Here is an 8,860-nt window from a genome sequence, read left to right on the forward strand (position 1 = left end):
GCCGGACGCCCGTCTGGCAGGGTGGGACACGGCCAGCGCCAAGCGCGCGGCCCCCAACACACCGGCCCCGGGAGAGGGGGCGCTCGCTTTACATCCCGGGGGCCGGGAACGAAGGTCTTCCCCTGGGGTTCACATGCGACGGCGCAGGGCCGTGGCTACATCCGAGGGATTCACTCACCTACCAGAGGGGAGCCGCCGTGGAAGCGAAGGGCTATCTGCAGGAGGTGGGCGCGCAGGTCAGCGCCGACTTCGTCAAGAACCGGTCCATCCTGTCCTTCGAGGAGTACCTGTCGCTCTTCTTCGCGGACCCGAGAGGGCAGTCACGCAACGCGGCGCAGTATCTGCGGGACGTGATGGACCACTACGGCACGGAGCAGGTGCCACACCCCACGGGCACCATCCGGCGCTTCAAGGTCTTCGACGCGCCGTCCACGGACCACGACGGACGGGTCGCCGGGCAGGAGGAGGTGCAGAACGCCCTCTACCGCCTGCTGGGAAACTTCGTGCGCGCCGGCCGCATCAACAAGCTGATCATGCTGCACGGCCCCAACGGCAGCGCGAAGTCCAGCCTGGTGAACGCGCTGAAGCTGGGCATGGAGGACTACTCCCGCCAGCCGCAGGGCGCGCTGTACCGCATCGCCTGGGTGTTCCCGTCGGAGAAGCTGATCAAGGGCTCCATCGGCTTCGGCGAGCGCCCGGGTGCGCAGTCCGGCGACGGGGAGCTCACCTCGTACGCCCACCTGGACGCGGAGGCCCTGGACCTGCGCATGCCGTGCGAGCTGCGCGACCACCCGCTGTTCGCGGTCCCCCCTTCAGAGCGCAGGGGCCTGCTGGAGGGCGCGCTCAAGAAGAAGGGCCTGGGCACCGGCGACGGGGCGACGGGGGACTTCCTCCTGTCCGACTACGTGCGCGACGGCGAGCTGTGCGCCAAGTGCCGCCGCATCTACACCGCGCTGCTCAACGCCTACGGCGGGGACTACCTCAAGGTCCTGAGGCACGTGCAGGTGGAGCGCTTCTACGTGTCGCGCCGCTACCAGGTGGGGACGGTGACGGTGGAGCCCCAGATGAGCGTGGACGCCGCCGCGCAGCAGATCTCCGCGGACCGCACGCAGCTCAACCTGCCCGCGGCCCTGCACAGCACGGTGCTCTTCGAGCCGCACGGCCCGCTGGTGCACGCCAACCGGGGCCTCATCGAATACGCGGACCTGCTCAAGCGCCCGCTGGAGGCCTTCAAGTACCTGCTGGGCTTCAGTGAGACCAGCGAGGTTCCCCTGGAGCCGTTCGTGCTCCAGCTGGACGAGGTGCTCATCGCGTCCTCCAACGAGAAGCACCTGTCCGCCTTCAAGGAGCTGCCGGACTTCGCCTCGTTCAAGGGCCGCATCGAGCTGGTGCGCGTGCCGTACCTGCGCCGCTACAAGGTCGAGCAGGAGATCTACGACGCGCAGATCACCGGCACCAGCGTGGGCAAGCACGTCGCGCCCCACGCGACGGAGGTGGCCGCGATGTGGGCGGTGCTCACGCGCCTGAAGAAGCCCATCCCGGACCGCTACCCGGCCAACGTGAAGCCGCTGGTGGATCAGGTGGCCCCGGCGGAGAAGCTGCACTTGTACCAGGAGGGCGGGGCGCCCGGGCGGCTGTCGTCCACGAACACCAAGGAGCTGCTCAAGCTGCGCGAGGAGATGTACGAGGAGTCGGACGCGTACCCCAACTACGAGGGCCGCTCCGGCGCGAGCGCGAGGGAGATCAAGACCGCGCTCTTCAACGCCGCGCAGAACCCGGACTACAAGTGCCTGCACGCGCTGGCCGTGCTGGAGGAGCTGCATGCGCTCTGCAAGGACAAGAGCGTCTACGAGTTCCTCCTCCAGGAGGTGATGGACGGCTACCACGACCACGAGACGTTCGTGCGGGTGGTGGAGACCGAGTACCTGGACCGGGTGGACTCGGAGGTGCGCGACTCCATGGGGCTGGTGTCGGAGGGCCAGTACCGGGAGCTGGTGGAGCGCTACATCCAGAGCGTCAGCCACTGGGTGCGCGGGGAGAAGATGCGCAACCGCGTGACGGGCGAGTCGGAGAAGCCGGACGAGGCGCGCATGGCGGAGGTGGAGGCCATCGTGATGCCGCAGGGCGAGGCGCCCGCGGACTTCCGCCGGGGCCTCATCGCGTCCATCGGCGCGCACCGGCTGGACAACCCGGACGGCGCCATGGACTACCCGCGCATCTTCCCGGACATGTTCAAGCGCCTGCGCGACCACTACTTCGAGGAGCGCAAGCGCGTGCTGCGCAAGAACAAGGAGAACATCCTCAAGTACCTCTCCGAGGACCGCAACCAGCTCTCCGCGCGCGAGCAGTCCCAGGTGCAGGACACGCTGAAGACGATGGCGGAGCGCTACGGCTACTGCGAGTTCTGCGCGAAGGACGCCATCCTGTTCCTCATGCGTCAGCGCTACACCTGACGGCCGCGCCGGGCAGGCACTGGAAGCCGATGCCTGCCCGCCTGCTTTCAAAGCCGGGCCGGGGCTCGGGATGATGGGGCGTCGCACCAAGTCGCGCGTGTGTCGTCGTCTCGCGTCCCTCCTCTTCTTGCGCCTGGAGTGTTGATGAACCGGTTGTTGTCGGGCACGCCCCTGCTGTGGGCCCTCGTGTCGTGTGCCAGTGCCCCGTCGCCGTCCGCCGAAGCCCCCTCGGCCGCGGCGCCTCCGCGGGCCCCGCCGCGGGTGGAGCGGGCGCTCGCGAGGTCCGAGCCCACGCCGCGGCCGACGCGCAAGGCGATGGTGCGGCGCATCCTCCCGCTCAACGTGCGGCTGGTGACGACGGTTGGCGGCAAGGTGCGCGGCTCGGCGTCGGGCGTCGTCATCGGGACGGAGGCCGGGGCGTCGGGGCCCGTCAGCTACGTGCTCACCAACGCGCACGCGGTGGAGCAGGGCGACCTGGAGAACCCCGTGCTCAAGGCCGTGATGGATCTCCGCGCGGAGACGCACGAGTACGCCGCGGAGGTGGTGGCCACGGGGGAGGTCCCGGACCTGGATCTGGCGCTCTTGCGCGTGCCGGGCGTGACGTGGCCCGCGGCGGAGCTGGCCGGGGACGACGAGCTGGAGCCGGGCGAGGACGTGGTGGTGGCGGCGTCCCCCTACGGCCGCGCGCTGTCCATCTCCGGGGGCATGGTGTCCCAGGTGGAGTGGGACCCTCGGACGAAGCTCCCACGCATGCTGAAGACGGACGCGCCCATTGGTTATGGGGCCTCTGGCGGCGGCATCTTCAGCCTGGAGACGGGGCGGCTGCTCGCCATCGTGGAGGGCTACCGCACCGCGAAGGTGGATTTCGAGGTGGCCACCCAGAACTACAGCTTCGACGTCCCCATGCCCGGCGAGACGTTCGCCGCGCCCAGCGCCAAGGTGCGCGGCTTCCTCCAGGCCAAGGGCTTCGGCTGGCTGCTGGAGCGCGCGGCCGACGCGGAGGGTGCGGGAGCGCGGAAGACCGCGAGTCGCTGAGCCTCCGGGGGCTTTTCCGTTTAGTTGGTCCGGACTTGAAGCGGCGTTAGAGCTGCGGGCTCATCCTCCGGAGGTTTCACGCGCATGTCCGCTCGGGGCAATTGGGATCAGTACTTCATGGACATCGCCCTGCAGGTGGCCACCCGCGCCACCTGCGACAGGAAGCACGTGGGCGCCGTGCTGGTGCGCGACAAGACCATCCTGTCCACCGGCTACAACGGCGCCATCCGCGGCCTGCCCCACTGCGACGAGGTGGGCCACATGATGGAGAACGGCCACTGCGTGGCCACCGTCCACGCGGAGGCCAACGCCATCATCCAGGCGGCGAAGAACGGCGTCCGCATCGACGGGGCGACCATCTACACCACCGCCAGCCCCTGCTGGCCGTGCTTCAAGCTGATCGCCAACAGCGGCTGCACCCGCATCGTCTTTGGCGAGTTCTACCGGGATCCGCGCATCTTCGAGTACGCGGCCCGCCTGGGCCTCCAGCTCGTCGGCCTGGGGGCCGCCGCGCAGCCGCCAGCCGCTCCCGCCAGCGGTACCGGCACCTGAAGCCGAACGCGATGTCCAGGGGTGGACAGACCCTGGACGCGCGGATCGCCTGGTCCCGGGTCGACGTTGGTTGAGTGACACTTGCGAGGCCACGTAAGTGGTTGTCTCTACACGGGAATTCTAGAACTCCGGCAAGAATTACCGCCCCAGGGTTGACGATCCCAGGGGTGCTCCCTAAATCCTGACTTCGGCAGGGCGGCGGCGGGGGTGGGGCGACGAAAATTCCTAGGAGTTCCAGGTGGTTAGCTCATCAGCGATGGCCAGCAGTGTGCCTTCTGTCCAGGAAGTGTCGGACCCCGTGGTGGGCGCGGCCCGCTACGACGCCGTACCGCCGTTGATGGACAGCCTGCTGCACGACGTTCGCAACCCGCTCAACGCGCTGGCCATCCACCTGGAGGTCCTCTCCGAGAAGCTCAAGGGCGACTCCGGTCAGGTGCCCGCGACGCAGGAGAAGAACCTCAAGGCCATGCGCGAGCAGATCGCGCGCGTGGACAGCCTGCTGAAGCTCTTCTCGGACTTCATCGTGTTTCGCGGGGCGGGCCCTTCCGGGGACGCGCCGCTGTCGGACGCCACCGCCAAGGCCCTGGACGTGCTGGGCCACGAGAGCCGCCGGCGCCGGGTGCAGGTGCAGCGGGTCCTCGAACCGGACGTGCAGGCGCGTCTGGAGGACACCACCGAGCTGGGCTTCTTCGTGGTGCAGGTGCTGATGCGCGCCTTCAACCGCGCGGATCCGGGCGGCACCGTGGTCGTGGCGGTTCGCGCGGAGGGCCCCCACGCCGTGCTGGAGGTGGAGGACGGCTCCCCGGCGCCCGAGCAGGCCACCGACACGGTGGCCGCGCTGACGCTCCGCGCGGCCCAGCTGGGCATCCAGTTCACCGTCCGGGCGGGCTCCTGCCGCCTGGTCTTCCCGCGCGCCTGATTCCCCCGTCGGGCGCTGACGCTCTTCTCGCGGCTTCATCACGCTTCATCGCAGTGGAGGTTTTCACCTTGGGCAGCGCACGAATCCTGGCCGTGGATGACGAACGTGAGACCTGCGAGGCCCTGGCGGAGATGCTGTCCGCCTGGGGGCACAAGGTCGAGACCGCGTTCGACGGGCATGACGCCCTCCGCAAGGCCGGTGAGTTCCGGCCCGACGTCGTCCTGTCGGATCTCGCCATGCCGGAGACGGATGGTCTGTGGCTGCTGCGAAACCTGCGCGAGGAGCTGCCGGACTGCCCGGTGGTGTTCCTCACTGGCCGCGGCACCATCGACACCGCGGTGGAGGCCATCCGCGAGGGCGCCTACGACTTCATCGTGAAGCCGCTGGACACCGCGCGGCTCAAGGTCTGCATCGACCGCGCGCTGGAGAAGAAGGAGACCCTGCGCGAGGTGCAGACGCTCCGCCGCCGCCTCAAGCAGCTGGGCTCCACGGACCTCATCGCCGGCTCCACGGGGATGCGCAAGGTCATCGAGATGATCGAGAAGGTGGCCCCCTCCAAGGCCAGCGTCTCCATCAGCGGCGAGTCCGGCACGGGCAAGGAGGTCGTCGCCCGCACAGTGCACAACCTGTCCCTGCGCCGGGACAAGCCCTTCATCGCCATCAACTGCGCGTCCATCCCCGCGACCCTGATCGAGTCGGAGCTCTTCGGCCATGAGCGCGGCGCCTTCACCGGCGCGGATCAGCGCCGTCCGGGCGTCTTCGAGATGGCCCACGGCGGCACGCTCTTCCTGGACGAGCTGGGAGAGATCCCCATCGACCTGCAGGCCAAGCTCTTGCGCGTGCTGGAGGAGGGCCGCCTGCGCCGCCTGGGCGGCAAGGTGGAGATCGAAGTGGACGTGCGCGTGCTGTCCGCCACGAACCGCGACCTGAAGCAGGAGATCAAGAACCAGCGCTTCCGCGAGGACCTCTACTTCCGCCTCAACGTGTTCCAGCTCCACCTGCCGCCGCTGCGCGAGCGCCGGGACGACGTGCCCATCCTGGTCCAGCACTTCGTGGACAAGTTCCGCGGGGACTCCGCCAAGCGCGTCTCCGGCGTGCACCCGGAGGCCATGGAGGTGCTCAAGAACCACGACTGGCCGGGCAACATCCGCGAGCTGCGCAACGCCGTGGAGCGCGCCGTCATCCTCTGCGACGGGGAGCTGATCACCCGCGAACACCTGCCGCCCGACATGGCCGGCAAGAGCCCGGAGCGCCACACGTTCAAGCTGCCGTTCGGCCTGAGCCTGGACGCCGTGGAGCGCGAGTACATCCTGGGCAGCCTCCAGCGCAACGGGAACAACAAGGCCCGCACGGCGGAGGTGCTGGGGGTGAGCGAGAAGACGCTCTACAACAAGCTCAACCGCTACGCGGCGGAGAGCCGGGCCCAGGGCTCCCCGGGCGGCGGCAGTCCCCTGGGCGGGCAGGGCAACGACGGTCCCCTGGGCGCCAGCAGCTTCCTCACCCGCTGATCGGACCCAGGGGGGGCCAACGTCTACCGTCCGCTGACCTGTCAGGTAGGTGGACGGCCCGGGATTCCGGACCCCTGGCGGGGCTCCCGCAAGGGCCCGGGCGGGGCCTTCGGGGGCGGTTTAAATGGGTGGGGGAGGTCTCGAAAACCCCTGTCAATTCTTGACTTTTCACCCCTGGACGGGGGATCCTCCGGAACTCTCCCACCCGTTGGTGAGGGCCCGGCCGGTACGTTTCATATCGGGCCACTTCCGCCCCCACGGGCGCGGTCGTCCGACGTGAGTGATCTGGGGTGCCGCCGGGGGGGCACAAGGAAGGCCACAACGCAATGAGCGACGCGCGAGTTCTTCACTTCTTCGGCGGCAAGGGCGGGGTCGGCAAGACCACGCTCGCGGCAGCGTACGCGGTGAGGCTCTCCGAAGAAGCGCCCAAGCACCGGGTGCTGGTCGTCTCGTTGGATCAGGTCCAGTCCCTGTCGGACCTCGTGAAGAAGAAGCTTCCGGCGAAGCCGACGAAGCTCCAGGCGGGCAAGGGCGAAGGCGGCCTGTGGGGCGCGGAGCTGAACCCGTCCGCGCTGCTCAAGCCGTTCTTGGCGGAGTACCTCCCGGCGCTGGCCAAGGCGGCGGTGAAGGGCACGCACCTGTCGGACGAGGAGCTGGGCAAGCTCTACCAGCAGGCGGTCCCGGGGCTGGAGGAGCTGGTGGCGCTCTTCCACGTGGTGGACCTGCTGGAGTCGGACGAGTTCGACCGCATCGTGGTGGACACGGCGCCCACCAGCCACACGCTGCGCCTGTTCGACCTGCCCACCCAGCTGCGCAAGTTCCTGGGCTTCGTGAAGGCCGGCCAGGACCGCGTGCCGGCCTCCGGGGGCAAGGGCAAGAAGGCGGAGGCCGCGCAGGCCTCCCAGGGCGGCTTCCTGGAGCAGGTGGGCCAGAAGGCGGAGAAGCTGCTGGCGCTGCTGAAGGATCCGGCGCGCACGGCGTTCCACCTGGTGGCGCTGGCGGAGCCGGTCCCCGAGTCGCAGACGCGCATGTACTTCACCCAGCTGCGCGAGCGCGGGCTGCCGGTGACGGAGGTGGTGGTCAACCAGGTGGAGGATCACCAGGGCTGTCCTGCGTGCCAGGGCCGCCGCGGCCTCCAGGCGCCGCACGTGCGCAAGTACCAGGCGCTGGACAAGACCGTGCCCGTGAACCTGCTGGGCCGCCGCGAGGTGGCGCCCCGGGGGCTGGACGGGCTGAAGGAGTTCGCCAAGGAGTGGGCGGCGGGCAAGGAGACCAAGGCGCTGGAGTTCAGCGCGGCCGAGGGACCTCCGGCGCTGGTGCGCGCCCCGTCCATGCCGCCCATCGCGGCGCCGCCGCTGCCGCCCACGCGGCTCATCTTCTTCGTGGGGCAGGGCGGGGTGGGCAAGTCCTCCTGCGCCGCCGCCGCGGCGGTCACGCTGACGGAGAAGGAGGGGCCGGTGCTCCTCATCTCCACGGATCCGGCGCACTCGCTGTCGGACGTGCTGCAGAGCCGGCTCACCGACACCGAGACCCAGGTGAAGGGCACCAAGGGCCTGTACGCGCGCGAGCTGGACATGGCGGGGTGGTTCAATGCCCTGCGCAAGCGGCTCAAGGAGAAGGCGGAGAAGGCCTTCGAGGGCGCGCCCAAGGCGGGCAACGACGTCCCGACGGATCTGCTCTACCTGCGCAACCTGCTGGAGTGCGCGCCCCCGGGCATCGACGAGCTGGCGGCGATGTCCGTGCTGACGGACGCGCTGGTGCAGGAGCGGTTCAAGCGCATCGTGGTGGACTCGTCGCCGCAGGTGACGTCCGTGCGCGTGGTGGAGCTGGCGGACACCGCGAAGACGTGGCTGGGCGCGCTGCACGCCATCCTCAACAAGCACCGCGCCAAGGGCCTGGGCGAGCTGGCGGATGACCTGGCGGCGATGATCAAGCACGTGAAGCGCTTCGAGGACGCGCTGGCGTCGCCCAGCGAGTCCCGCTTCGTGGTCGTCACGCGCGGCGAGGAGCTGGCGGCGTCCCGCACGGAGCGGCTGGTGGAGTACCTGAAGGAGCGCAAGCTCCAGGTGGAGCGGGTGCTCGTCAACCGCGTGGGCCCCAAGTCCACCTGTGAGAAGTGCGAGAACCGCCGCAAGCTGGAGCTGAACGCGGCCAAGGCCATCGAGAAGAAGATCGGCCTGCCCGTGACGATGGCGCCCGCGCTGGGCCGTCACCCCGCGGGGCTGCGCGAGCTCAAGGCGTTCCGCACCGCGTGGTACGCGCTGTCCGCGCCGCCGGCGAAGATCAAGGCGGCCTGAGGTGACGGGCCGGGCGCCCCTAGGCCGTGTCTGATGGATGCAGGTGGCGCAGGTAGGAGAAGATGAGCGCCACCTGCACCAGGGCCAGGTAGTTGA

Annotated in this window: 6 protein-coding genes; all 6 read left to right on the forward strand. The window is 69.5% G+C overall.

All coding sequences use genetic code 11. The annotated features are described in order from the left end of the window. The first annotated feature begins 197 nt into the window (after window positions 1–197). On the forward strand, window positions 198–2,453 hold the full coding sequence (locus FOF48_RS34200) for a PrkA family serine protein kinase (protein ID WP_143908821.1): 2,256 nt from the start codon (window positions 198–200) through the stop codon (window positions 2,451–2,453). Window positions 2,454–2,597: 144 nt separating this feature from the next. Continuing rightward, window positions 2,598–3,488 carry a serine protease gene (locus FOF48_RS34205; RefSeq protein WP_143908823.1) on the forward strand — a complete coding sequence of 297 codons (891 nt, stop codon included), beginning with the start codon at window positions 2,598–2,600 and terminating at the stop codon, window positions 3,486–3,488. Window positions 3,489–3,572: 84 nt separating this feature from the next. Further along, window positions 3,573–4,040 (forward strand): dCMP deaminase family protein, encoded by a 468-nt coding sequence (locus FOF48_RS34210; protein ID WP_143908825.1) that lies wholly within the window; start codon window positions 3,573–3,575, stop codon window positions 4,038–4,040. A gap of 256 nt (window positions 4,041–4,296) precedes the next feature. Further along, window positions 4,297–4,959 carry a histidine kinase dimerization/phospho-acceptor domain-containing protein gene (locus FOF48_RS34215; protein ID WP_186002188.1) on the forward strand — a complete coding sequence of 221 codons (663 nt, stop codon included), beginning with the start codon at window positions 4,297–4,299 and terminating at the stop codon, window positions 4,957–4,959. Between the two features lie 68 nt (window positions 4,960–5,027). Next, window positions 5,028–6,467 carry an enhancer binding protein Nla6 gene (gene nla6, locus FOF48_RS34220; RefSeq protein ID WP_143908829.1) on the forward strand — a complete coding sequence of 480 codons (1,440 nt, stop codon included), beginning with the start codon at window positions 5,028–5,030 and terminating at the stop codon, window positions 6,465–6,467. Window positions 6,468–6,793: 326 nt separating this feature from the next. After that, window positions 6,794–8,764, forward strand: coding sequence for an ArsA family ATPase (locus FOF48_RS34225; RefSeq protein WP_143908831.1), 1,971 nt, complete (start codon window positions 6,794–6,796; stop codon window positions 8,762–8,764). The last annotated feature ends 96 nt before the right edge of the window (window positions 8,765–8,860 follow it).

The sequence above is a fragment of the Corallococcus sp. Z5C101001 genome, from assembly GCF_007352635.1.
Classification (GTDB): Bacteria; Myxococcota; Myxococcia; order Myxococcales; family Myxococcaceae; genus Corallococcus; species Corallococcus silvisoli.

Excerpts from the sequence above, each read along its gene's own strand:
- FOF48_RS34225 (WP_143908831.1), top strand. The coding sequence starts at position 6,794 with ATGAGCGACGCGCGAGTTCTTCACTTCTTCGGCGGCAAGGGCGGGGTC.
- FOF48_RS34205 (WP_143908823.1), top strand. The coding sequence starts at position 2,598 with ATGAACCGGTTGTTGTCGGGCACGCCCCTGCTGTGGGCCCTCGTGTCG.
- FOF48_RS34215 (WP_186002188.1), top strand. The coding sequence starts at position 4,297 with ATGGCCAGCAGTGTGCCTTCTGTCCAGGAAGTGTCGGACCCCGTGGTG.
- FOF48_RS34210 (WP_143908825.1), top strand. The coding sequence starts at position 3,573 with ATGTCCGCTCGGGGCAATTGGGATCAGTACTTCATGGACATCGCCCTG.